The organism is Sanguibacter sp. 25GB23B1, from assembly GCF_040012415.1.
Lineage (GTDB): Bacteria > Actinomycetota > Actinomycetes > Actinomycetales > Cellulomonadaceae > Sanguibacter.
In genome coordinates this window covers 23,950-47,478 of record NZ_JBDYKL010000002.1, presented here as the reverse complement: position 1 = coordinate 47,478, position 23,529 = coordinate 23,950, and the positions used below count along the sequence as shown (strand labels likewise).

Sequence of the window (23,529 nt, the reverse complement as noted above, 5' to 3'; positions counted from 1 at the left end):
ATGAGGAGGGCCCGGCCGTGCGGGTTCTGAGAATTTCCCACAGCGGGGTGGTGGACGCGTGGCGTGAACGCGAACGCCAGGTCCGCGCTGCCGGTCACCCGGTCCGGTCCGTGTCCGCGTCGGTGTGGGACGAGGGCGGCAAGGCCGTCCGGCTGGTCCCCCGCCCCGGCGAGGACGTCGTGGGCGTGCGGACCTTCGGGTCGCACCCCATCACGTTCCTCTACGACCCGGTCGCGCTGTGGCGCGAGCTCGGGCGCCCGCACACGGTCCTCGACATCCACGAGGAGCCGTACTCGCTCGCGGCCGCCGAGATCCTCCTGCTCCGGGCGCTGCGCCCCGTCCGGGCACCGTACCTGCTGTACTCGGCGCAGAACATCACGAAGACCCATCCCTTCCTCTTCCGGTGGATCGAGCGGCTCACGCTGCGGGGAGCGTCCGCGGTCTCCGTGTGCAACGACGAGGCCGGTCGGGTGCTGCGGGGCAAGGGGCTGCGCGCACCGGCCCACACGATCGGGCTCGGGGTGGACACCGAGATGTTCCGTCCCGCATCACCGACCGACCGGGTGGTGCGGCACCCGGGTGGGCCCATCACCGTCGGGTTCGTCGGGCGGCTCGCCGTCCACAAGGGGATCCACATCCTCTTCCGGGCAGCCGCCCGGGACGTGCGCCTGCGCCTGAGCATCGCCGGGGGCGGACCGCTCGAGGCCGCGCTCCGCGAGCGTGCAGCCCAGCCCGACCTCGCGGGGCGGGTCGAGTTCGTCGGCCATCTCTCGGGCGAGCGGCTCGCAGAGCACGTCCGGTCCCTCGACGTCCTCGCAGTCCCGTCGCTGCCACAGCCCGGCTGGGTGGAGCAGTTCGGCCGGGTGGCGATCGAGGCGCTCGCGAGCGGGGTCCCGGTCGTCGCGAGCGACAGCGGTGCGTTGCCCGAGGTCCTCCAGGACGCAGGGCTTCTCGTCCCGCCCGGCGACGTCGAAGCCTTGCGGGACGCTCTCATCCAGGTCGGCACCAATCCCGGACTGCGAGAGGAGCTCGTCGTCGCCGGCCTCGCTCGCGCGACCGACTACACGTGGGAGAACGTCGGAGCCCAGTACCTGAGCGTCTACCGCGACGTGGCCACGGCCAGCACACCTCTCGACGCACCGCGCGGTGCCGCGCCCGACACGCTCGCACCGTGCGTCGGCGAGGTCGAGATCGTCGTCGTCGCGTACGGCTCGGTCGAGCTCCTCGACCGGACGCTCGCACCGCTGACACGCACCTACCGGGTCATCGTCGTGGACAACTCCTCCAGCCCGCTCGTCCGGGCGCTCTGCGAGCGCCACGGTGTGCGCTACCTCGACCCCGGGCTCAACGGAGGCTTCGCGGCGGGGGCCAACCACGGTCTGCGGGAGTGCCTCACACCGGACGTCGACGTCCTCCTGCTCAACCCGGACGCCGTCGTCGAGCCGCAGGACATCGACCTCCTGCGCGCCGCACTGCACGCCGACCCGAGCCTTGCGTCGGTCGGTCCTGCGCAGGTCGACGCGGAGGGCCACGCCGCCCGCGTCGCCTGGCCGTTCCCCACACCGCTGCGCACGTGGCTCGTCAACCTGGGCCTCGGGTCGCTCACCGCGCAGGAGGACTTCGTCATCGGTTCCGTCCTCCTCGTCCGCGGGGCAGCCCTGGCGGAGGTCGGAGGGCTCGACGAGCGCTTCTTCCTCTACGCCGAGGAGACGGACTGGGCGCGCCGGGCGCGTCACGCGGGGTGGCGGCACGGGGTCGTGCCCGGTGCGAGGGCCCTGCACCTCGGAGGGGCGACGAGCTCGGACTCGCGCCTGCGCGAGACGCACTTCCACGCGTCGCAGGAGATCTACTTCCGCAAGCACTTCGGTGCGTCGGGCTGGGCGGTCAACCGGCTGGGCGTGCTCACCGGCACGGCCGCCCGCATGGTGCTCCTGCGCGGGGACGACCGGGCCGACGCGACGCGACGCTTCGTCCTCTACGCGCGCGGCCCGGCCCGCGTGCAGCGCAAGCTCCTGGCACGGACGTGAGCACACCAGGGCTGCGCCGGGTCGTCCCGGCACACCTCGTCCCGTTCGTCGTCTGCGCGATCCTCGCCGCGGTGACCGTGAGCCTCGTGGTCGTGGTCAACCCGTTGCTGGGGGTCGCTGCCGCAGCGGTCGTCGTCGTGCTCGCACTCACCGTGACCGAGCCGGCCACGCTTCCGGTGCTCGCTCTCCCGGCGATCATCGTCGTCGAGCGCGTCGGCGGGGGTGACGAGGGTGGCGTGAACCTCTCCGTGTCGGACCTCGTGCTCTTCGTCGCGTTCTGGGCGGCGCTGCTCCTGCGCACGCACCCGCTGAGCCGCGAGATGCGCTCGCTCCTGTGGCTCTCGGCGTTCTACCAGGCGAGCACGCTCTTCACCGTCCTCGTCAACCCGTACATGGCGAACGCCGTCGAGTGGTTCCACGCGTGGCTGCTCGTGGGGGGTGCCCTCCTCGTGGGCTGGGCGATCGGCCGGGCAGGGCGTGGGAACGTCGCGCTCGGTCTGTTCCTCTGGGCGGCGGCCGTCTGCGCCGTGGCGGCGATCGCGCAGGCGCTCGTCGGCCTGGCGTCCACGGGCACGTGGACGCCCGTCTACCTCGAGTGGCCGCTCGCGATGCACAAGAACCTCCTCGGTGGTGTTCTCGCCACCGCGGCTCTGATCGTCTACCAGCGCCCCACCTGGCTGGGCTGGTCGACCGCATGGACGGTGCCCGCCTTCTGCCTCTTCTCGGCAGGTCTGCTCGTCTCGCAGTCGCGCCAGGCGATCCTCGGGCTGGCGGTCGTCATGTTCGTGGTGGTGCTGCGGCGGGAGCCGGGTCGACGCCACCGGTCGCCCGTCATCCTCGTCGTCATCGTCGCGGCGCTCGCTCTCGTGTGGTCGACGACGAGCGCCCAGCTCAACGACGGTAACGAGTTCAACTCCGCCAACCAGCGCCTCGCCTGGTATGCCGACTCGTTGCGGCTCTGGCAGGACCAGCCGTTCTTCGGCGCAGGTCTGCGCTGGTGGACCACCGGACGCACGTCCTACGGCTTCCAGCCGCCGAACGCCGAGCTCGAGGTGCTGACCTCCGCCGGGGTGGTCGGGCTCTTCGGGTTCCTCGTCATGTTCGTCGGCATCCTCGTGGTCCTGTGGCGGATGAACCCGGCCTACGGGACGTTGGCGTTCTGCGCGGTCCTCGGACGGCTCGTCCAGGGCCAGCTCGACCTCTTCTGGGTCGCAGCCCAGGTGCCCATGCCGTTCGTCGTCGCCGGGATCTGCGTCGGTGCGCTGGCCCGTGCCGAGCAGCGCGGGGACCCGTTCGCCGACGCGCTCGCGACCGCTCGCGCCACGACCGTCACTCGTCCGACCACCCGGGAGGTCCACCCGTGAGCGATGTCCTGCGGGTCCTCCACGTGATCCGTTCCGACGCCTTCGCAGGTGTGGAGCGTCATGTCGCGAACCTCGCGGCCGGCCAGGCGGAGGCGGGCCACCGGGTCCGGGTCGTGGGCGGCGACACCGTCGCGATGCGTGCCGTGCTCGCCGAGCACCGCGTCCCGGTGACCCCGGCGTCGACGACCACCGGCGCGGCGCTCGCGTCGAGCCGGGTGTCCAGAGGTGGGAACGGCCCGGACGTGGTCCACGCGCACATGACGGCCGCCGAGGTCGCCGCGACGCTCGTGCCGTCGCTCCGTGGTGTCCCGCTCGTCGCGACCCGTCACTTCGCCCGACGTCGCGGGTCGAGCCCTCTCGCGCGCCGGGTGGGCGTCGTCGTGGGCGCACGGATCGACGCGCAGGTGGCGATCAGCCGGTACGTGGCGGAGCGGATCGACGGCACGTCGACCGTCGTCTACCCCGGCGTGCCGGTGCGTGACCTCGCGACAGGTCCGCGGCGACCTGTCGTGCTCGTGGTCCAGCGGCTCGAGCCGGAGAAGTCCACCGACGTGGCCGTCCGTGCCTTCGCCGCGAGCGGCCTCGCGGCACGCGGCTGGACGCTGCAGGTCGCCGGCGACGGCTCGCAGCGTCACCTCCTCGAGGAGCTCGCCGGCCAGCTCGGCATCTGGGCGAGCACCGAGTTCCTCGGCGCCCGGTCGGACTGCCCGGAGCTCATGGACGAGGCGTCGGTGCTGCTCGCACCGTGCGCGATCGACGGCCTCGGGCTCTCCGTGCTCGAGGCGATGTCCGGCGGGCTCTGCGTGGTCGCGGCGGCAGCCGGCGGGCACCTCGAGACCGTCGGGCAGGCCGAGTCCTCGCGACTCTTCTCCCCGGGCGACGCGCTCGACGCCGCCCGCCTGCTCCGGACGGTCGCCGACGACCCGGCAGCCGCTCGTGAGCACGGCCTCGCGCTCCGCGCGGTCCAGCGGGAGCAGTTCACGCTCGAAGCGCAGGTCGCCGGCACCCTCGCCGTCTACCGCGCGGTGCTCGACGACCGGGCGCGACGCGCCCCCGTGCTGAGAGGGACGGCCCTGACATGACCGATCTCGTCGTGGTGTCCCTCGAGCGCTGGGACGACGTCTGGCGACGCAACCAGATCCTGCTCGCCGGGCTGCTCAGCGCCGACCCCGAGCTGCGCGTGCTCTTCGTCGAGCCGCCCGCCGACCCGCTGCACGCGCTCGCCGGACGCCGTCTCCCACGACGAGGAGCCGGCCTCGTCGCCCGGGGACGCGCCGACGGTGTGCCCGACGGTCGCCTGTGGACCTTCCAGCCGACGAAGTGGCTGCCCCGGCGCGCCGATGCCCTCCTGGGCAGGAGCGCCGACACCCGGATCGCCCACGCGGTCCTCCAGGTCGTGCGGCGGCTGCGTCTCACGGCGCCGCTGCTGTGGGTGAACGACCCGGCGGGCGCGACGCTCGCCCGGATCACCTCGTGGCCGAGCCTCTACGACATCACGGACGACTGGCTCGCAGCCCACCGCCCACCGGCACAGCACGCGCGCCTCCGTGCCGACGAGGACTTCCTCATGGCGACGTGCCACACGGTCGTCGTGTGCTCCGAGGCGCTCGCCCGCACGAAAGGGGCGGTCCGCCCCGTCCGTCTCGTCCCCAACGCCGTGGACCTCGACGCCTTCCGTCGACCGCGCCCACGTCCGCGTGACCTCCCGCCCGGCCGCGTCGCGCTCTACGCGGGCACCGTGCACCCCGACCGGGTCGACGTCGGTCTCTGCGCACGCCTCGGCGACGAGCTGCGCGCGACCGGGCTGGGCACGCTCGTGCTCGTCGGCCCGGCACTGCTCTCCGAGCGGGACGTCTCCGTCCTGCGGGGAACCGGCGTCCAGCTGCTCGGACCGCGGCCCTACACGACCGTGCCGGCCTACCTCCAGCACGCAGACGTCCTCGTCGTCCCGCACGTCGTCGACCCCTTCACGGACTCCCTCGACCCCATTAAGCTCTACGAGTACCAGGCAGTCGCACGGCCCGTCGTGTCCACGCCTGTCGCGGGGTTCCGCGACCTGCACGACCCGGCGGTGCACGTCCTCGACAGCAGGGTCTTCGTCGACGGGGTCGTCAGCGTGCTCGTCGGGCCACCCCTGCCGCCCGGCCCGCTCCCCCAGTCCGCGGTCGTGCCCACGTGGGCGGAGCGGATCACCGCCATGCACGACATCCTCGTCGGCCTCCGCGCGACGACCTGATCCTCGTGGGGGCCGCGCCTACCGGGGTGCAAGCGCCGCGGACCAGGCCCGGAGGACAGCCGTGCACGTGCGGTCGATCATGAAGCGCCGCTGCGCGTGGAGCCACGCGGCGCGGGCACGGTCCCGCGCACCCTGCGGGTCGTCGAGGACGTCGAGGATCGCGTCCGCGAGCGCGGCGACGTCGCCGGGCGGGACGAGCAGACCGAACGGTGTCCGCGAGTGGCGGGCCTGCCCCGGCTCCTCTCGCGCTGCGTGACGCCCGCCGTCCGGGAGGAGGATCTCGGGAACTCCTCCGGCCCGGGTGGCGATGACCGGGACGCCCCGAGCCATCGCCTCGACGACCACCTGCCCGAACGGCTCGGCGACCGGAGACGCGTGGACGCAGACGCTCAACCCGTCGAGCTCCCGGACCGGGTCGTCGACGAAGCCGGTGAGGACGACCCTCTCCTGGAGCCCGAGCGACCGGACGAGCGACCGCACCTCGGCCTCGTAGCCCTCCTCCCCGAAGAGCGCAGCGCCGACGATGCGGACCGTCACCTGCGGGTGGCGTGCGACGACGTCCGCCGCGGCCCGGACGAGCTCCTTCTGCCCTTTCGTCGCGCTCAGGCGCCCGATCATCCCGACGACCGGCGCGGGAGGCTCCGCCCGCTCCGTCCACGCCCGCACCTGCGTGGGAAGGAGCCCCGGGTACGCGAGCGTCCAGCGACCTCGGGGCGGGCCGATGCTCTCGGCCGTGGCCATGGAGTTGACGACGACGTGCCGCGGGACCGTCCGGGCGAGCGCGCGCACCACCGCCGCGACGGGTGCCGGGAGGTAGTCGGCCGCGATGCGGTCGTGGACGTGCCACACGAGCGGGACCCGAGCGAGCAGTGCGGGAACCATGCACAGGAGGTCCGCCTTGAGGGTGGTCGCGTGGAGGACGTCCGGTGCCTGGGCGCGGACCGTCCGGGTGAGGCGCGCCGTGAACCGGACGACCTCGACCGCTGCGACGAGCACGCCACGCAGCGCGGACCACGACCGGACCGTCGCGTCCCGGTGCGCGGTCCGGACGTCGGCACGCAGGGGCAGGACCGCGACCTCGTGACCGTCCACCTCGAGGCGGTGCCGCACCGGACCGTCCTCGAAGAGGAGCACAGCCACCGACGCGAGGCTCGGGTCGAGCGCGCCGCAGAGCCGCACGAGGGCGAGCTCGGCTCCCCCCAGGGCGGCCGTGTGCCCGACGACCAGGACGCGCGGCACGTCAGGCGGCCGTGTGCGGGCCGGACTGCCGGGCCGGCTCGACCTCCCGTGCCGGGTCGTCCTCGTGTGCTGGGTCGTCCTCGAACGGTGGTCTCTCCTCCTGCACCGGGTGGTCCGCAGCGCCGTCGGCGGACGCCTGCGGGACGGGGCGCACGGTCGGAGGGTCCGACGGCTCGGGCGCGTACGTGGAGGCGTACGTCATGCGCTTGTCCGCCGTCCGCCCGTGGAGCGCGACGCCGACGAGCGTGACGTTCGCACCGTCCAGCCGCGAGGCGGCGTCCTCGAGCACGCCGCGGTCGGTGTGCCCGATGGTGGCGACCAGGACGACGCCGTCGGTGTACCCGCCGAGGATGATGGCGTCGGCCGCCGCGAGCACGGGTGGCGCGTCGATGACGACCACCTGGGCGGCTGCGCGCACCTCCTCGATCATGCGCCGGGCCGCGGCGCTCGCGAGGTAGTCGGCGGGGTCGAGGCTCGTCGTCGGCGCCGGCAGGTACCGCAGGCCGTTGACCTCGGTCGGGCGCAGGTTGGCGAGCGCGGCGCCGTCGTCCGGATGCAGCCCGGAGGTCTCGCCGTGAGCGCGTCGCCATCGCCTCGGTTCCCTCGTGTCCCACCCGACCGGCGCAGGGAGCAAGGTCTCGAGGTCGCTCCGGCGGAGGTCGCCGGACATGACGATCGTGTCCCTGCCCGACAACGCCCACGAGGCGGCGAGGTTGGCGACGATGAAGCTCCGAGGCGCGTCGGGCTCCGTCGCGCTGACGACGATCGTGAGCGCAGTGCCCTCCTTGGTCGCCTGGATCGCGGTGCGCAGCTCACGGATCGACTCCGTGAACGGCGTGGCCGACTTGCCGTCGACCGGGAGCAGCCCGGCGACCGCGGCGGTCTGCGCCGACCGACGCACGTCCGCCAGCTCCGCGAGGACGGGCGCACCGGCGAGCGTACGAGCCAGCTTGGTGGTGGAGACGGTCGAGTCGAGCGCCCGCCGCAGCAGGGCGAGACCGAGACCGAGGAGGAGGCCTGCGAGCAGCGCGAGCGTGAGGACGGAGCCGGCACCCATCCCGATCGGCGTGCCCCCGCCGGCTGCTTGCGCCAGGGTGCCGGGCGACCCGAGAGCCGCGGCGATGTTCTGCTGTGCGGCCAGCGTCCCGTAGGAGGACAGGACAGCTTCGAGGTCGGCCGCAGCGATGGGGTCGTCAGGGTTCGCGACGGTCGCTGCCTGGAGGTCGAGCGCCTTGGTCCGCGCGTTCGCCATGTTCTCGTCCAGGGTGGTCAGCGCCGAGGACCACTGCGCGTCGATGTGCTCGAGGTACGCGGAGGCGAACGCGTTCGCGACCGTGACCGCGCGGTCCTCGGAGAGGGCGCGCGCGCCGATCGTCACCCGCGCGGTGACGGGGTCGTGGGACGCGTCGACGACCGCAGCGAGGTCCGCCGGCACCGACCCGTCGCCGAGGAGCTCCGCTGCACGCGCAGCGACGTCCGGGGAGGTGACGTCGATCGGGTCGATCGTCACGACGGGTGGGTTGACGGTCGCCGCCGTCGGGGCGTCGATGCGGAACTGGACGGTCGCGATGCTGTGGAAGGGCACCTCGCGCGACGAGAGGTACGCCGCCCCCGCGACGAGGCCCACGATCACGGAGGCGACGATGAGCCACTTCCCTGCCCAGAGCGTCCGGACGAGATCCTTCAGGGTCATGCGAGCCTCCTATCGGTCATGACGGGCGAGCTCACCGTCGACGACGTCGTGCAACCGGGCCGTGAACGTCTCGGCCGAGAAGGTCTGGGCGTGCCGCAGGAGCACCTCGGTGTCCCAGGCCGTGTCGAGCGCCTCTCCGACCGCCGCCGCGATCTCCGCCGGCTCGGGGCGGTGGAAGAACGTCCCGGTGATCCCCCCGCGCACCGTGTCGAGGTAACCACCGTCACGGAGGACCACGGAGGGCCGTCCGAACGCCGCGGCCTCGAGCGGCGAGAGGCCGTAGTCCTCGTAGGACGCCGCCACGAGCGCGAGGCACGACCGGTAGAGCCACCGCAGCTCGGCGTCGCTCACGCGACCGAGCAGCAGCACGTTGCGGTGCCTGCCCGACGCGACGAGACCCTCGAGGCGCCCTCGGTCGGGACCGGACCCGACGACCAGGACAGGGAGGTCGGGCCGTCGCCCGGCCGCCATGATGACGGCGTCGACGTTCTTGTAGGGCAGGAGGCGGGCCACGCACAGGAGGAAGTCGCCCCCCTCGACCGCTCGTCCCGTGACGCTCCGGTCGAGCGCCGCCGGACGGACCTCGTCACCGGACGGCAGGAGCGCCGGCGGCGGCGCGACGACCTCCGCGTCGATGCCGTAGGCGACCCGCACCGCCATCCGTGTGACCGTGGAGTTCGCGAGGTACCTGTCGGCGCTGTGCGCGGCGCTGCGGTCCCAGCGTCGCAGCGGACCTGACGCGACGCCGAGCATCCCTGTCGCCACCCACCGCGAGGCCCGCTGCGCGGCGGACTCCCCCCGGCGTCCGACACCGAGGTACCTGTCCCGCTGGTAGAGCCACCTCGCGGGTGCGTGGCAGTACACGACCTTCCGGCCCGAGGTGGGGAAGCCGTGCGCCCAGCCGGTCGAGCTCGCGAGCACCACGTCCGCGTCGATGACCTGTCCGGAGACCGCGTGGGCCAGGAACGGCAACGCGTACCGATGGTGCCGGCGGAGGGCGCCGAACCGGTTGAGGGAGGTCGTCCGGACGTCGAGGTCGGCCATCTCGGGGAACGTGCCGCCCGCGTCGTAGAGCGTCGTGTAGAAGGGCGAGCCGGGGAAGGCCGCAGCCAGCAGCAGCGCCACGCGCTCCGCGCCACCGCGCTGGGTCGCGTAGTCGTGCGCGAGCGCCACGCGTGTCGTCATGTCCCCACCTCGTCACAGGCGCGGCGCCGCTCGCCGCACCTGCACCAGTCAAGCCACGCGGGGCGGAGGTGTCACGGGGGCGAGGGCCCGGAGCGGGGCGACCGTCGGGATGAAACTTCCGTCATCCACGCCAGCACAGGTGAGAGGCAAGAGGCGGCGGGGTGATCTTCCGGGTGACTCGTGCTCGCGAGCCGCCCGGGGCAGGTTCAGGCCTTCGTGTGGAACTTGCCCTGCGCGGCGAGGAGCCCCTCTGTGACGATCATCTCGGCCGCGTCGGCGGCGTCGTCGAGCAGGAACGGGAGCTCCTTGCGCTCGACCGTGCTGAAGTCCTTGAGGACGAAGTCGGCGGTGTCCATGCGACCCGGCGGCCGGCCGACGCCCGCCCGGACGCGGACGTAGTCGCGGGTGCCGAGCGCCTTGGTGATGTCGCGGAGCCCGTTGTGCCCGCCCTCGCCGCCGCCGCTCTTGCACTTGACGTCGCCGAACGGGATGTCGACCTCGTCGTGGACCACGAGCACGTGCTCGGGCGCGACGTCGAAGTACTGGGCGAGCCCGGCCACCGGTCCGCCTGAGGTGTTCATGTACGTCGACGGCTTCGCCAGGACCACCCTCGGTCCCGGCGCACCGCCGGGCGCGACACCGAGGCGGGCCTCGGCGACCGCTGCCCGGGACCTGTGCGCGGAGAACGTCGCACGGTGCCGTGCGGCGAGCAGGTCGAGGACCATGTGACCGACGTTGTGACGGTTCCCCGCGTACTGGGGGCCGGGGTTGCCGAGCCCGACGACGAGCCACAGGTGGTCGGACATGGTCGGGCGCTCCTTGGAGGTTTCGGGACGGCGAAGCGCCCGGTACCGAACGGTACCGGGCGCTCCTCGACCACGTGCGGTGGCCGTGCTGCAGCGTGCGGGTCGTGCGTCGGGTGCTGGACCGACTAGAGCGAGGCGCCGGTCTCGGCGGCGGCAGCGGACGCGGCGGACTGGCCCGCAGCGACCTCGGCAGCTGCGGCGTCGTCGGCCGAGTTGTCCTGCGGCACGGAGACGAGCACGATGTCGGCGTCCGGGTCCGTGATGAGCGTGGCGCCCTCGGGGAGGACGATGTCGCGGGCGAAGACGGTCGAGCCGGCCGCGAGACCCTCGATGGACGCCTCGACGAACTGCGGGAGGTTGGTCGCGAGCGCCTCGATGACGACCGACTGCGACTCGAGGATGTGGATCGTGCCGGGAGCGGACTCGCCGACGACGTGCACGGAGACCTCGACCTCGACCTTCTCGCCACGCTTGACGATGAGGAGGTCGATGTGCTCGATGACGGCCTTGACCGGGTCGCGCTGGACGTCCTTGACGATGGCGAGCTCGAGGGCTCCGTCGAGGTCGATCTCGAAGAGGGCGTTCGCCTGCTTGAGGGCGAGCATCGTCTGGTGTCCGGGCAGCGCGACGTGCAGCGGCGCGGTGCCGTGCCCGTAGAGGACTGCGGGGATCTGGTTGTTGCGACGGGTGCGGCGGGCGGCGCCCTTGCCGAACTCGGTGCGGGCCTCAGCGACGAGCTTGATCTCAGACACGTGGAACTCCAGTGGAAGTGGTTGGGCCGACGACCGGGGGCAGTCGGCTGTCACACGCAGCGGCCGGGCGACACGGGGAAGCGACCTCTACGGATGACGGGCGGTTGCATCGGCGCGGGACATGTGACGGACGCGCAGCAGCGACCGCCCAGTCGATTACGGAGATCTGCGATCATCTGGACCATCCCTGGTCTCGCCGACCATCTCTGGTGGCTCGCGGCCGGTCGTACGGCCCGTCAGACGTCCCTCGCCGAGGCAACCCGACCACTATACCCGCGGCCTACCGCGGCGTCGAACCTGCAGGCCCGCGGGCGACGAACGCCCACGGGCCTGCTGCAGGGCTGGTGATGTCGGCGGAGCCGACGGTGCTCTCAGGCGTTGCCGTCGAAGAGCGACGTCACCGAGCCGTCGTCGAAGACCTCGCGGATCGCACGCGCGAGCAGCGGCGCGATCGAGAGCACGGTGAGCTTCGAGAACTGCTTGTCCGGCGTGATCGGCAGCGTGTCCGTGACGACGACCTCGCGTGCGCCGCACTCCTGGAGCCGCTGGGGCGCCGGGTCGGAGAGCACGCCGTGGGTCGCGGCGACGATGACGTCCTTCGCTCCCGCGTCGAGCAGCACGCGGACGGCAGCGGCGATGGTGCCGCCGGTGTCGATGAGGTCGTCGACGAGCACGCAGCTGCGCCCCTCGACGTCACCGACGACGCGGTTGGCCGCGGACATGTTCGGCTGGTGGATGTCCCGCGTCTTGTGGATGAAGGCCAGCGGGGCGTCCCCGAGACGAGCCGCCCACTGCTCCGCGACCCGGATCCGGCCCGCGTCGGGCGACACGACGGTGACGTTCGAGGCGTCGACCCGCGTGCGGACGTAGTCCGTGAGGAGCGGCATGGCCCACAGGTGGTCGACGGGTCCGTCGAAGAAGCCCTGCGCCTGCGACGTGTGGAGGTCGACGCTCATCATGCGGTCGGCACCCGCCGTCTTGAACAGGTCCGCCATGAGACGCGCCGAGATCGGCTCGCGGCCGCGGTGCTTCTTGTCCTGACGCCCGTAGCCGTAGAACGGCTGGACCACGGTGATCGTCTTGGCGGACGCGCGCTTGAGCGCGTCGCACATGATGAGCTGCTCCATGATCCACTGGTTGATCGGCGAGGTGTGGGACTGCAGGACGAAGACGTCCGCTCCCCGCACGCTCTCCCCGAACCGCACGTAGATCTCGCCGTTGGCGAAGTCGTACGCGGTGGTCGGGATGATCTCCGTACCGAGCTCGCGCGCGACGTCCTGCGCCAGCTCTGGGTGGGCGCGCCCGGAGGCGAACACGAGTCGCTTCTCGCTGTCCGGGGAGATGATTCCTGTCATCGGTCGCGGTGTCCTTCTGTGGTGCCGGAGGTCCCGGGCCGCGGCGCAGCCTGGTCGGGGGAAGCGGTCGGTGGGCTCGGCACCGGCAGGCTCGCCTGGTGGTCGGCCTGGGCGCGCTCTGCGCGCGCCTGCGCACCGAGGGTCGAGGTGTCGTGGCCGGACTCGAGCCGGATCCGCTCGGCCGCGTGGGCGGCGTCCGTCCCGGGTCGACGACGCTCGACCCAGCCCTCGATGTTGCGCTGGGCGCCGGCCGAGACGGCGAGCGCCCCGGACGGTACGTCGTTGCGGATGACGGAGCCGGCGGCCGTGTAGACGCCGTCGCCGATGTGCACGGGGGCGACGAAGAGGTTGTCCGCACCGGTCCGGGTGAAGGACCCGACCGTGGAGTGGTGCTTGGCGACGCCGTCGTAGTTGACGAAGACGCTCGCCGCGCCGATGTTCGTGTGCTCGCCGATCGTCGCGTCGCCCACGTAGGAGAGGTGCGGGATCTTCGACCCGTCGCCGATCGTCGCGTTCTTCGTCTCGACGAACGTGCCGATCTTGCCGGCGGTCCCCAGGACGGTGCCGGGGCGCAGGTAGGCGAACGGCCCGACGGTGGCGTCGTCGCCGATGACCGCGAGCGTGGCGTGCGTGCGGACCACCGAGGCGTGCACGCCGACCTCGACGTCGGTCAGCGTGGTGTCCGGACCGATCGTCGCGCCCTCGCGGATGACCGTCGCGCCGTGCAGCTGGGTGCCGGGGAGCAGGGTGACGTCCCGCTCGAGCTCGACGTCGACGTCCACCCACGTGGTGGCCGGGTCGACGACCGTGACTCCCGAGCGCATCCAGTCGTCGAGGATCCGTCGGTTGAGCTCGGCGCGCAGGACGGCGAGCTGGGCGCGGTCGTTGACGCCCTCGACGGCGAAGGGGTCGTCGGTGCGCACCGCGCGCACGGAGCCGCCCTCGCCCCGCGCGATCGCGAGGACGTCGGTGAGGTAGACCTCGCCCTGGGAGTTGTCCCGGCCGAGGTTCGCGAGCCCGTGACGCAGGACGGCCGCGTCGAAGACGTAGATCGACGAGTTGATCTCGCGGATCTCGAGCTGCTCGGCCGTGGCGTCACGGTGCTCGACGATGCCGGTCACCTCGCCCGTCGACGGGTCGCGCACGATCCGCCCGTAGCCGGTCGCGTCGTCGATCTCGGTCGTGAGGACCGTGACCGCGTTGCCGTCGGCGGCGTGCGCGGCGAGGAGCTCGGAGAGGGTGCCCGCGTCGAGCAGCGGGATGTCTCCGGCGATGACGACGACGGCGCCGGCGAGGCCGTCACCGACCCCGCGGCCCTCGTGCCCGTCCGGGATGCCGGCCTGCGCGGCCTGGGCGTGCGCAGCCGCGTCGAGCACACCGAGCGCGCACTGGACGGCCCGTCCGGTGCCAGGGATGTCGTCCTGGTCGACGACGAGGATCGAGGGGTCGATGCTCGCCGCGTGGCTGGCCACCGCCTCGCGCTCGTGACGGACGACGACGGCCACACGCACCGGGTCCAGCCCCTGGGCGGCGGCGATGGCATGACCGAGCATGCTGCGCCCCGCGAGGGAGTGGAGGACCTTGGGTGTGGCAGATCGCATCCGTGTTCCTTCGCCTGCGGCGAGGACGATGACGGCTGCGGGTTGAGCGGTGGTCACGAAGGGACTCCCGGTTGCTCGAGATCTGCCATGCAGGTGTGACCGAACGCCACGCCAGCTCCGCCCCCAGGACTCGAACCTGGACCAAGGGCACCAAAAACCCGTGTGCTGCCGATTACACCAAGGCGGAACGAACACCGTCGACCGCCCGCACAAGGCTCCGCCGTGGGGTGACCGCAAGATCACTGGACGAAACCGCACGACGCGCTCGTGGGTCCGGAATCATTCTGCCAGGATTTTCAGAGGGGCCAAACGCTCCCGTGGCGGTGTCCGGCATGATGGAGCCGTGGCTCCCGACAGCAAACGCATCCCTCGCTCGCGCATGACGGCCAAGGCGCGCCGCGAACAGCTGCTCGACGTGAGCCGGGCACTCTTCGCGGAGAAGGGCTTCGAAGGCACGAGCGTCGAGGAGATCGCCGCCCGCGCCGCCGTGTCCAAGCCCGTCGTCTACGAGCACTTCGGCGGCAAGGAGGGCATCTACGCGGTCATCGTCGACCGTGAGATCGAGGGCCTCACCAACGCGCTCACGGGGGCGCTCACCGCCGGCGGGCACCCCAAGGTCCTCCTCGAGCGGACGGCGCTGGCGCTCCTCGCCTACATCGAGGCGTCGGAGGACGGGTTCCGGATCCTCGTGCGCGACTCCCCCGTCGCCCAGGCCACCGGGACCTTCTCAAGTCTCATCGGCGACGTCGCCACGCAGGTGGAGCACCTGCTCGCGGAACAGTTCGCGCGCCGGGACCTGGACCCCAGCGTCGCACCGATCTACGCTCAGATGCTTGTAGGCATGGTTGCACTCACGGGCCAGTACTGGCTCGACGCGCGCAACCCGGACAAGACCGAGGTGGCTGCCCATCTCGTGAACCTCGCCTGGAACGGCCTCGCAGGGCTCGAGCGCGAACCGGCCCTCCGCTCGTCCGTCCAGGACTGACGAAGGGAACGCTGTGCCGGCGCTGGAGTTCGACGCACTCTCGAAGACCTATGGCACCCTGCGGGCGCTGGACGACCTGTCGTTCACGGTCGGCTCCGGGGAGATCTTCGGCTTCGTGGGGTCCAACGGCGCCGGGAAGTCGACGACCATGCGGATCGCCCTCGGCGTCCTCGCCGCCGACAGCGGTGAGGTCCGCTGGGACGGGCGCCCGCTCGACTTCGAGGCGCGTCGACACGTCGGGTACATGCCCGAGGAACGCGGCCTCTACCCGAAGATGAAGGTCGGCGAGCAGCTCGTGTACCTCTCGCGCCTGCACGGGCTCGGGACGCGCGACGCCACGTCCGCGATGGAGCGGTGGACCGAGATCCTCGGGATCGCGGAGCGCCGCGGTGACGAGGTGCAGAAGCTCTCCCTCGGCAACCAGCAGCGCGTCCAGCTCGCGGCGGCCCTCGTGCACGACCCTGAGATCCTCATCCTCGACGAGCCCTTCTCCGGCCTCGATCCTGTCGCGGTCGACGTCATGAGCAGGGTGCTGCGTGATCGGGCGGACGCCGGCGCACCCGTGATCTTCTCGTCCCACCAGCTCGAGCTCGTCGAGCGTCTCTGCGACCGCGTCGGCATCATCAAGGCCGGGTCGATGGTCACGACGGGTGCGGTCGACGACCTGCGCTCGTCGACCGCACCGCGCTGGCTCGTCGACGCGCCGGGGGCACCACCGGGCTGGACAGCAGGTCTCGCTGGCGTGACGACGGTCTCGACGGACGGGACACGCTCGATCGTCGAGGTGGCGGACGCACCGGACGCCGAGCAGGCCGTGCTGCGCGCCGCGCTCTCGACCGGGCCGGTCCGCGAGTTCGCCCGGCACCGTCCGAGCCTCACCGAGCTCTACCGGCACGTCGTCAGCGAGAACGCCGCCGGCGGCGCCCCAGTCCCCGGCGCGACGGCGAGCGTCGCGGTGCCAGCAGCATGAGCGCCCCCGCCCGCTCAGGCGCGTGGGAGGGCGTCCGCCTCGTCGCCGGCCGCGAGATCACCCAGCGCATCCGCACGAAGTCGTTCCTCTGGACGACGGTCGTGCTCCTCGTGCTCGTCGTCCTGGCCACCGTCGGCGCGTCGTTCCTCATGCGCTCCGAGACCGTCCTCCAGGTCGGGGTGACGGACGAGACGGCCTCCCTGAGCGAGTCCGTCACGGCCACGGCCGAGAGCCTCGGCGCGTCGGTCGAGGTCGTCACCGTCTCCGAGGCGGACGGCCGGTCCCAGGTCACCGACGAGGAGCTCGACGCCCTCGTCGTCGGATCGGCCGACGACTTCTCCGTCGTGGCGAAGAGCACTCTCGACGCCACCCTCAGCACCGTCTTCGGCCTGCTCGACCAGCAGGCGACGCTCGCCGGAGAGATCCTCGCCCTGGGCGGCGACCCGGCCGCGGTGAGCTCGGCGGTCGCCTCGGCCGCTCCCGACGTCGAGTCTCTCGACCCGCCGCCCGAGGTCGACGGGTCTCAGATCATCGCCGGATTCGTCGTCGGCATCCTGCTCTTCATCTCGCTGCAGATCTGCGGGCAGCTCGTCGCGCAGGGGGTCGTCGAGGAGAAGACGAGCCGCGTCGTCGAGCTCCTCCTCGTCACGCTGCGTCCGTGGCAGCTCATGACCGGCAAGGTCCTCGGCATCGGGGCGGTCGGCCTCGGGCAGGTCGCGGTGATCGCCGGCGCAGGCGTCGTGACCGCCTCCGCCCTGGGTCTCACCGACTCGATCAAGCTGGACCTCGGTGCGACCGCGCTGTGGACGACCGCGTGGTTCGTCGTGGGCTTCACCATGTACGCGCTGCTCTTCGCGGCGACGGCCGCCCTCGTCTCGCGTCAGGAAGAGGTCGCCGCAGTGACGACGCCGATCCTCCTCCTCATGATGTTCCCGTACATCGTCGGGGTGTCGGTGGCACCGTGGGCTCCCGACAACCCCCTCGTCGTCTGGCTCTCCTACATCCCGTTCACCTCGCCTCTCATCATGCCGATCCGGGTCGCCCTCGACGCAGTGCCGGACTGGCACGTGGTCGCGGCCCTCGCCGGGAACCTCGTCGTCATCCCGGTCCTCGTGTGGCTCAGCGGGCGCATCTACAGCAACGCCGTGCTCCGCACCGGGAGCAGGATCAAGGTCGCGGACGCCTTCCGGGGCGCGTGACAGCCCCTCGCCCCATCCGGCGGATGGTCCGTCAAGACTCTTGACGTCAAGTAATCTCAGCCTATGGAGCAGGAGCCGCACGAGGACGAGGTCGACCGGATCACCGCAGCGTGGCAGCGGGTCCGACCCGATCTCGACGTCTCGCCGCTCGCGGTCCTCTCCCGGGTGAGTCGCCTCGACCGGCACCTCGACACGGCACGCCGCGGCGCCTTCGCGCGCCACGCGCTCGAGCAGTGGGAGTTCGACGTCCTCGCCGCGCTCCGCAGGTCCGGAGAACCCTTCGCCCTGTCCCCGGGCGCGCTCGTCACGCAGACGATGGTCACGAGCGGCACGATGACGAACCGCATCGACCGCCTCGAGGCGCGCCGCTTCGTCGAGCGCCACCCCTCACCGGGGGACCGCCGCGGCGTCCTCGTCCAGCTCACCCCGTCCGGGCTGACGAGCGTGGACTCCGCCTTCTCCGACCTGCTCGACGTCGAGCACCAGGTCCTGGCCGTCCTCGACCCGGCGGACCAGCCGGCGATCGCCGACCTGCTCCGCCGCCTCGTGGCACAGTTCGACGAGCTGACCTGAGGCGGGCTGCGCCGAGCCGAGCGAGCGTCAGCCGGCGGTCTCGGCGAGGATCATCCACTCGTCCTCGAGGCCGTCCTTCTCCGCCGCGAGGCCCTTGAGCTCCTCGTCCAGCGCCACGACCGCCGAGTGGTCCGTGGCCTGGGCCGCCATCTTGTCGTGGATGCGCGTCTCGAGCTCCGCGATCTTGCTCAGGCGCCGCTCGATCCGGTTGAGCTCCTTCTTCGCGGCCCGGACCTCCGCGCCGCTCGGAGCGGCCGCACCGTCCCCGTCTCCCCCGCCGGAGGGCCCGTCGGTGGTCGCGGAGCCGGACGCGCCGCTGTCGCGGAGCGCGATCGCCTCGTGCCGCAGCTCGAGGTACTGCTCGACTCCCCCGGGAAGGTCACGGAGCGTGGCGTCCCCGAGCAGCGCGACCTGCCGGTCGCAGACGCGCTCGAGCAGGTAGCGGTCGTGCGAGACGACGATGAGCGTGCCCGGCCAGCCGTCGAGGAGGTCCTCGAGCGACGCGAGCGTGTCGGTGTCGAGGTCGTTCGTCGGCTCGTCGAGCAGGAGCACGTTGGGCTCGCCGACGAGGAGCCGCAGGAGCTGCAGACGCCGGCGCTCTCCGCCCGAGAGGTCACGGACGAGCGTGGACGCCCGGTCGCGCGTGAAGCCGAGCCGCTCCACGAGCTGGGCAGCGGTGAGCTCCTTGCCGTCGACCTCGACCGTGCGCTTCTCCCGCTCGATGACCTCGAGCACGCGCAGACCCGAGATCTGGTCGAGCTCGTCGACGTCCTGGGTGAGCTCGGCGACGTCGATCGTCTTGCCGCGCTTCACCCGGCCCGCCTCCGGCTGCGACCGCCCGGAGAGAAGCTTGAGGAGGGTCGTCTTGCCTGCGCCGTTCACCCCGACGATCCCGTACCGGTCCCCGGGGCCGAGGCGCCACGTGACGTCGTCGAAGAGCAGCCGGCCGTCGGGGTTCGGCGACCCGTCGGCGTTCGGGACGCGCAGCGTGACGTTCTCGAGGTCGAGCACGTCCTTGCCGAGCCGCTTCGTGGCCATGCGCGTCAGCTCGAGCGGGTCGCGCGGCGCCGGCTCGTCGGCGATGAGCGCAGCTGCCGCGTCGAGCCGGAACTTGGGCTTGGACGTGCGCGCGGGAGCCCCGCGCTGCAGCCACGCGAGCTCCTTGCGGAGCAGGTTGTTGCGCTTCTCCGCCGTGACCGACGCGGCACGGGCACGCTCGGCCCGCGCGAGCACGTACGCGGCGTACCCGCCCTCGTAGCCCTCGACCGAGCCGCTGCCGTCACCGGTGACCTCCCACATGCGCGTGCAGACCGCGTCGAGGAACCACCGGTCGTGGGTCACGACGACGAGCGCCCCGCGTGCACCCTGGCGGGCGTAGCGCTCGCGCAGGTGGTCCGCCAGCCACGCCACGCCCTCGACGTCGAGGTGGTTGGTGGGCTCGTCGAGGAAGATGACGTCGTGCTCGGCGACGAGGAGGGCGGCGAGAGCGACCCGGCGACGCTGACCGCCCGAGAGCGCGTCGGCGTCCTGGTCGAGGTCGAGGTCGCCCAGGAGACCCATGTGCACGGAGCGGATCTTCGCGTCCGTCGCCCACGTGTGCTCCTCGGCGTCACCGAAGACCACGTCGCGCACGCTCTGGCCGGGCACGAGCTCGTCCCGCTGGTCGAGCATCCCGACGGACAGGCCACCGACCTGCGTCACCCGGCCGTCGTCCGGCGAGAGCTTCCCGGCGAGCAGACGCATGAGCGTCGACTTCCCGGCACCGTTGGGACCGACGACGCCGACCCGGTCGCCGTCGTCGATACCGAGACTGATGCCGTCGAGCAGCGTGCGCGTGCCGGCCATGAACCGCAGACCGTCAGCACCCAAGAGGTGAGCCATGAACTTCTTCCGTCGAGTTGCGTGGAGGACCGCTGGGCGGTCAGAGGATGACGCGGGCGCCGGGCACAGGCCCCGAGGCGCAGACCGCAGACTCGCAGACACCCGCGACCGTCATGGCCGCGGCGATCGCGAGAGCGTGCTGGTGGCTGCGACCGAGGGCGGCGACCGTCGGGCCGGAGCCCGAGACGACGACCCCGAGGGCACCGGCGTTGGCCGCGGCACCTATTGTCTCAGCAAGGTCGGGGGCGAGGTCGATCGCCGGCCCCTGGAGGTCGTTGGACAGCGCGAGACCGAGCCGGGTCGCGTCCCCCGCGCGCAACGCCGCCATGACGGCCGTGTCCGCGTCGGGCGCCAGGTCTCGTCCGCGGGCGACGAGCTCGTCGAAGTGCCGGAACACCGCGGGCGTCGACAGACCCTCGGACCGCAGCGCGAACGCCCAGTGGAACGTCCCGCGCACCATCGCCGGGGTGAGGACGTCACCGCGCCCCGTCCCCACGGCCGTGTGCCCCTGGAGCGCGAACGGCACGTCGGCCCCCAACGTCGCCGCGACCTCCGAGAGCTCCTCCCGCGACAGGCCCGTGCCCCACAGGGTGTCGAGGGCGACGAGCGTGGCAGCCGCGTCCGCCGACCCGCCCGCCATGCCGCCGGCCACCGGCACGCCCTTGGTGATCTCGAGGAGGGCACCACGGGAGACGCCCGTCCGATCGGCGAGAGCCCGCGCCGCGCGCAGCGCGAGGTTCGTGTCGTCGACCGGCACGTGCTCCGCGCCCGGGCCGGTCACCGTGAGCGAGAAGGAGTCGGCCTCGACGGCCACGACCTCCTCGTACAGCGACACCGCCTGGAAGACGGTGATGAGCGGGTGGTACCCGTCCTCGTCGCGCGGACCCACGTGCAGGGACAGGTTGACCTTCCCCGGGGCCCGGACCTTCACGGACGGGCGCGCCGTCGTCACGCTCGTCAGGTGCGTCGGTCCGGTCATGCTCCGCCCTCCGCCTCGTCGGCGACAACCGTCGCCGGCTGCTGCGCGGCCTGCGGCTCGTGTGCCCGGGCGCGCTCGGCCGCCTCGAGCGCCTCGGCGATCCGCGCGAACTCGTCGACGGTCAGGCGCTCTCCGCGCGCGCCCGGATCCACGCCTGCTGCCTCGAGTGCCGCCTGAGCCGCTGCCGGCGACCCGGCCAGCCCGGCCAGCGCGCCACGGAGCGTCTTGCGACGCTGCGCGAAGGCCGCGTCGACCACCCGGAAGACGCTCTGCCGGGAGGCGCTCGTCTGCGGGTGGTCGCGGCGTTCGAGGAGGACGAGCGCCGAGTCGACGTTCGGCACCGGCCAGAAGACGGAGCGACCGATCGTCGCCGTGCGCCGTGCGCTCGCGTACCACGCGGCCTTGACGGAGGGGATGCCGTAGGTGCGGTTCCCGGGCGGCGCCGCGAGCCGGTCCGCGACCTCGGCCTGGACCATGACGAGCACACGGTCGAGAGAGGGGAAGCGCTCCAGGAAGGTGAGCAGCACCGGGACTGCGACGTTGTACGGCAGGTTGGCCACGAGCGCGGTGGGCGGCGGGCCGGGCAGCTCCGTCACCGTGAGCGCGTCCTGCACGACGACCGTGAGCCGGTCCGCCTGCTCCGGCGCCATCTCGCCCACCGTGAGCGGCAGCTGCGCAGCGAGGACCGGGTCGATCTCGACCGCGACGACGCTCACCCCTGCCTCGAGCAGGCCGAGCGTGAGCGAGCCCAGACCAGGGCCGACCTCGACGACGTGCTGCCCCGCCTCGATGCCCGCCGACCGCACGATCTTGCGGACCGTACCCGCGTCGTGCACGAAGTTCTGGCCCAGCGTCTTCGTGGGCCGGACACCAAGACGCCCTGCCAGGTCACGGATCTGAGCCGGACCGAGCAGGGCGTTCAGGGTGTTGGTCATACGGATGAGCCTAGAGGTTCATCGACGGAGAGGACGTCGGAGCACCGGTGACGGTGCTCCGACGCACCCGTCAGCGCAGGCCGAGCTTCGACGAGCAGTGCGGCCACTGGCCCCAGCCCGAGCGGGCCTGGAGCACCTGCGCGAGCCGCGTCTGCTCTGCCGCCGACGCCTGGGACGGCAGACCCGAGCCGCCCACGCTCTGCCACGTGCCGACGGAGAACTGGTAGAGGCCGTGGTACAGGCCGTTGCTGCTGACGATCGACGGGTTGCCACCCGACTCGCACTGGGCGAGGCGAGACCACACGTCGCCGGTGACGACCGCCGCGGGGGCGGGCTCGGCGCCGGCCGGTGCGGTCGCCGCCGGGGCGGTGACCTTCGGGGCGACGACCTTCGGCCGCTCCTTCGTGCCCTGGACGAGAACCTTCGTCACCGGCGCGGTGGTCACGGCGTCGGAGACGAGGACGCGGGACTCCTCGACGCCGTCGACGGTCGTCACCGAGAACACGGTCGTCTGGACGCCCTCGACGCCCTCGACCTTGGTCGCGACATCGAGGTCCTCGAAGCGCGTGGCGTCCTCTTCGGTGACCGTCTCGAACGGGATGGCAGCCGTGACGGCCTGGTCGGCGACCGCGACGCGGTTGACGACGATCGTCAGCTGCGTGTCGTCGACCCGCGGGTCGGCGATCACGTCGGACGGTGCCTCTGCGGTGGCGTCGGCGGCAGGAGCCGCAGGAACGGCCGGGTCGACCGGCGCGGCGGGATCAGCCGGCACGGCAGCCTGCGCGGCCGCGTCGACGGCCTGCTGCGCAGCGAGCTCGGCGGCCCGCTCCTGGGCCTGGAGCGCCTCGGGCGTGGGCAGGTGCTGGACGGAGACCCGGTCCAGCTCGCCCAGCACCACACCCGTGTCGGTGAAGATCGTGTCGAGCCCGACAGAGCCGTCGGGGATGCTCGTGGTCACACCGTCCACGAGGAGGTCGACCGGACCGTCGATGCTCAGACGGAGCCCGACGTCGGTGCGGCCCTCGGCCTCGGAGCGCGAGGCGACGAGACGGACGTCGCCGCCACGGGACGCGTACGCCTCGAGGAGCTCGTCGGCGTCCACGGCCGTCGTGGTGATCTCGGTGGCGACGCCGTCCTGCTCGAGCGTGATGACGCGCGCGTACCGGACGACGACGTCGGCGTCCTCGGACAGCTCCGCGTTCGACGACGGGGCGACGAGGTCGTCGTCACCGACGGTGATGCCCTGCTCGGCGAGGACGCCGGCGACGGACCCGGAGAAGGTCGACACGGTCGTGACGGTGCCGTCGACGTCGAGCGTGACGGTCTTGTGCGCGTCCGCGTAGACGGCGGTGCCACCGCCGGCGAGGGCCAGCACGAGGCCGCCACCGACGATGAGCGCGGTGCGGCGTCCCTTGCGGCGTGCGGGACGTGAGGAGGTGTTCTCGAGGCTCGTGGCCTCGGAAGAGTGGAGGGGGGCCGTGGTGAGGCCTGCGTCGGTCGAGTCGGTCGGGCTCGGGCTACGGTGCGACGCGGAGTCGCGGAAGGGGTTCTTCAACTGGTGTCCAGACGTGGAGCCTCCCGGGCACAGAAAGTCGCTGCGGCTGCTGCCGTCGCCCGAGGGCGTCGCGTCTGTCCTGATCCGGCCATCGTGCCGGCGTCTGGAGAGCGTCGAGACGCCCGTCGAGCCGGCTGCGCTCTGGGTCGACCGCTCGGTGACGAGCGGTCGAGCGGGTCCAGGCAACGATCGAC

The 23,529-nt window shown here is 72.4% G+C and carries 19 protein-coding genes and 1 tRNA gene; 8 read left to right on the top strand and 12 right to left on the bottom strand.

Annotated elements, in window-relative coordinates; translation table 11 throughout:
• Window positions 1–50: 50 nt before the first annotated feature.
• The 4 genes from ABKW26_RS01640 to ABKW26_RS01625 are packed head-to-tail and all read left to right on the top strand — an operon-like array spanning window position 51 to window position 5,627.
• Window positions 51–2,027: a glycosyltransferase gene (locus ABKW26_RS01640; RefSeq protein WP_348590667.1), complete on the top strand. Its 1,977-nt coding sequence runs from the start codon at window positions 51–53 to the stop codon at window positions 2,025–2,027.
• On the top strand, window positions 2,024–3,391 hold the full coding sequence (locus ABKW26_RS01635; protein ID WP_348590666.1) for an O-antigen ligase family protein: 1,368 nt from the start codon (window positions 2,024–2,026) through the stop codon (window positions 3,389–3,391). Before ABKW26_RS01640 ends, ABKW26_RS01635 begins: the two co-directional genes overlap by 4 nt.
• Window positions 3,388–4,473 (top strand): glycosyltransferase family 4 protein, encoded by a 1,086-nt coding sequence (locus ABKW26_RS01630; protein WP_348590665.1) that lies wholly within the window; start codon window positions 3,388–3,390, stop codon window positions 4,471–4,473. The genes ABKW26_RS01635 and ABKW26_RS01630 overlap by 4 nt, the downstream gene beginning before the upstream one ends.
• On the top strand, window positions 4,470–5,627 hold the full coding sequence (locus tag ABKW26_RS01625; protein WP_348590664.1) for a glycosyltransferase: 1,158 nt from the start codon (window positions 4,470–4,472) through the stop codon (window positions 5,625–5,627). The genes ABKW26_RS01630 and ABKW26_RS01625 overlap by 4 nt, the downstream gene beginning before the upstream one ends.
• An 18-nt stretch (window positions 5,628–5,645) precedes the next feature.
• Here ABKW26_RS01625 and ABKW26_RS01620 read toward each other — a convergent pair whose 3' ends face one another.
• The 8 genes from ABKW26_RS01620 to ABKW26_RS01585 form a co-directional block, all read right to left on the bottom strand.
• On the bottom strand, window positions 5,646–6,866 hold the full coding sequence (locus tag ABKW26_RS01620; protein ID WP_348590663.1) for a glycosyltransferase: 1,221 nt from the start codon (window positions 6,864–6,866) through the stop codon (window positions 5,646–5,648).
• A gap of 1 nt (window position 6,867) precedes the next feature.
• Window positions 6,868–8,559, bottom strand: a complete 1,692-nt coding sequence (locus tag ABKW26_RS01615) for a hypothetical protein (RefSeq protein WP_348590662.1) — start codon at window positions 8,557–8,559, stop codon at window positions 6,868–6,870.
• Between the two features lie 9 nt (window positions 8,560–8,568).
• Window positions 8,569–9,744 (bottom strand): glycosyltransferase, encoded by a 1,176-nt coding sequence (locus tag ABKW26_RS01610; protein ID WP_348590660.1) that lies wholly within the window; start codon window positions 9,742–9,744, stop codon window positions 8,569–8,571.
• A 206-nt stretch (window positions 9,745–9,950) separates the two neighbouring features.
• Complete coding sequence (gene pth, locus ABKW26_RS01605) at window positions 9,951–10,550, bottom strand: aminoacyl-tRNA hydrolase (protein ID WP_348590659.1); 600 nt, start codon at window positions 10,548–10,550, stop codon at window positions 9,951–9,953.
• Window positions 10,551–10,675: 125 nt separating this feature from the next.
• Entirely contained in the window at window positions 10,676–11,302 is a 627-nt protein-coding gene (locus ABKW26_RS01600) for a 50S ribosomal protein L25/general stress protein Ctc (protein WP_348590658.1), read from the bottom strand.
• 371 nt (window positions 11,303–11,673) lie between these two features.
• On the bottom strand, window positions 11,674–12,657 hold the full coding sequence (locus ABKW26_RS01595) for a ribose-phosphate diphosphokinase (protein WP_348590657.1): 984 nt from the start codon (window positions 12,655–12,657) through the stop codon (window positions 11,674–11,676).
• Complete coding sequence (gene glmU, locus ABKW26_RS01590; protein WP_348590656.1) at window positions 12,654–14,315, bottom strand: bifunctional UDP-N-acetylglucosamine diphosphorylase/glucosamine-1-phosphate N-acetyltransferase GlmU; 1,662 nt, start codon at window positions 14,313–14,315, stop codon at window positions 12,654–12,656. The genes ABKW26_RS01595 and glmU overlap by 4 nt, the downstream gene beginning before the upstream one ends.
• Window positions 14,316–14,373: 58 nt before the next feature.
• Window positions 14,374–14,445, bottom strand: a tRNA-Gln gene (locus ABKW26_RS01585).
• Window positions 14,446–14,637: 192 nt separating this feature from the next.
• Between ABKW26_RS01585 and ABKW26_RS01580 the strand changes: the two genes are divergently transcribed.
• The 4 genes from ABKW26_RS01580 (at window position 14,638) to ABKW26_RS01565 (ending at window position 17,985) form a co-directional block, all read left to right on the top strand.
• The gene (locus ABKW26_RS01580) at window positions 14,638–15,243 is read left to right on the top strand and encodes a TetR/AcrR family transcriptional regulator (RefSeq protein WP_348590841.1); all 606 of its coding nucleotides are present in this window, start codon (window positions 14,638–14,640) and stop codon (window positions 15,241–15,243) included.
• A 13-nt stretch (window positions 15,244–15,256) separates the two neighbouring features.
• Window positions 15,257–16,213, top strand: coding sequence for an ATP-binding cassette domain-containing protein (locus ABKW26_RS01575; protein WP_348590655.1), 957 nt, complete (start codon window positions 15,257–15,259; stop codon window positions 16,211–16,213).
• Window positions 16,210–17,412, top strand: a complete 1,203-nt coding sequence (locus ABKW26_RS01570) for an ABC transporter permease (RefSeq protein ID WP_348590654.1) — start codon at window positions 16,210–16,212, stop codon at window positions 17,410–17,412. The genes ABKW26_RS01575 and ABKW26_RS01570 overlap by 4 nt, the downstream gene beginning before the upstream one ends.
• 63 nt (window positions 17,413–17,475) lie before the next feature.
• Window positions 17,476–17,985, top strand: a complete 510-nt coding sequence (locus tag ABKW26_RS01565; RefSeq protein WP_348590653.1) for a MarR family transcriptional regulator — start codon at window positions 17,476–17,478, stop codon at window positions 17,983–17,985.
• Window positions 17,986–18,012: 27 nt separating this feature from the next.
• Here ABKW26_RS01565 and ABKW26_RS01560 read toward each other — a convergent pair whose 3' ends face one another.
• From ABKW26_RS01560 to ABKW26_RS01545, 4 genes are all read right to left on the bottom strand, one after another.
• A complete protein-coding gene (locus ABKW26_RS01560; RefSeq protein ID WP_348590652.1) occupies window positions 18,013–19,866 on the bottom strand; it encodes an ABC-F family ATP-binding cassette domain-containing protein in 1,854 nt (617 codons plus the stop codon).
• Window positions 19,867–19,906: 40 nt separating this feature from the next.
• Window positions 19,907–20,845: a 4-(cytidine 5'-diphospho)-2-C-methyl-D-erythritol kinase gene (locus tag ABKW26_RS01555; RefSeq protein WP_348590651.1), complete on the bottom strand. Its 939-nt coding sequence runs from the start codon at window positions 20,843–20,845 to the stop codon at window positions 19,907–19,909.
• Complete coding sequence (gene rsmA, locus ABKW26_RS01550) at window positions 20,842–21,780, bottom strand: 16S rRNA (adenine(1518)-N(6)/adenine(1519)-N(6))-dimethyltransferase RsmA (protein WP_348590650.1); 939 nt, start codon at window positions 21,778–21,780, stop codon at window positions 20,842–20,844. Before rsmA ends, ABKW26_RS01555 begins: the two co-directional genes overlap by 4 nt.
• Window positions 21,781–21,850: 70 nt before the next feature.
• Complete coding sequence (locus ABKW26_RS01545; protein ID WP_348590649.1) at window positions 21,851–23,335, bottom strand: transglycosylase family protein; 1,485 nt, start codon at window positions 23,333–23,335, stop codon at window positions 21,851–21,853.
• Between the last annotated feature and the right edge of the window lie 194 nt (window positions 23,336–23,529).